Origin of the sequence: Streptomyces sp. T39 (assembly GCF_008042045.1) — a bacterium.
In the GTDB taxonomy this organism is placed as follows: Bacteria; Actinomycetota; Actinomycetes; order Streptomycetales; family Streptomycetaceae; genus Streptomyces.
Map to the genome: position 1 here is coordinate 1 of NZ_RDBP01000290.1, position 748 is coordinate 748.

Sequence of the window (748 nt, forward strand, 5' to 3'; positions counted from 1 at the left end):
AGGCGATGAAGGAGAAGGGCTACGCGCTCGGCGGCGAGCAGTCCGGCCACGTCATCGTCCTCGACCACGCCACCACCGGTGACGGCACGCTGACCGGTCTGATGCTCGCGGCCCGGATCGCCGCCACGGGCCGTTCCCTCGCCGACCTGGCCGGTGTGATGGAGCGGCTGCCGCAGGTGCTCGTCAACGTGCGCGACGTCGACAAGTCCCGGGTGACGACCTCCGCGGAGCTGTCCCAGGCCGTGGCCGAGGCCGAGCGCGAGCTCGGCGCCACCGGCCGGGTGCTGCTGCGCCCCTCGGGCACGGAGCCGCTGGTCCGCGTCATGGTCGAGGCCGCCGACCTGGAGCAGGCGAAGAGCGTCGCCGGCCGGCTGGCCGACGTCGTGAAGTCGGCGCTCGGCTGACCGACCCGTACGCACGAGGGCGCCCCCGGACACGGTCCGGGGGCGCCCTCGTGCGTACGGGTCCGCGGAATCAGCCGGTGCGCTCCGCCCGGCGCCGGCTCCGGCGCCACAGCGCCTTCTGCACCAGCAGGGTCGCCGTGCCGGCGAGCACGATGCCCGCGAGGTTCAGCAGGAGCTGCTCGGTCGAGCCCCACGCCTGCGCGTACTCGCGGTAGCTGAAGGCGACGGCGGCGTTGGCCGCTGCCGGGACGGTCGTCACCGAGATGGCCACGCCGACCAGGGCGCCCGACTTGGCCGACGTCAGCGAGAGCATGCCGGCCGTTCCGGCGAGGGCGGCGACGACG

Annotated in this window: 1 protein-coding gene and 1 pseudogene; one reads left to right on the forward strand and one right to left on the reverse strand. The window is 74.7% G+C overall.

Going from position 1 to position 748, the window contains the following annotated elements:
• Positions 1-404, forward strand: a pseudogene (locus EAO77_RS38320) (phosphoglucosamine mutase); the annotation flags it as partial.
• Between the two features lie 70 nt (positions 405-474).
• On the opposite strand, the gene EAO77_RS38325 reads toward EAO77_RS38320, so the two are convergent.
• Positions 475-748: DUF389 domain-containing protein (locus EAO77_RS38325; protein WP_147992862.1), on the reverse strand; the 274-nt coding region annotated here is incomplete at its 5' end.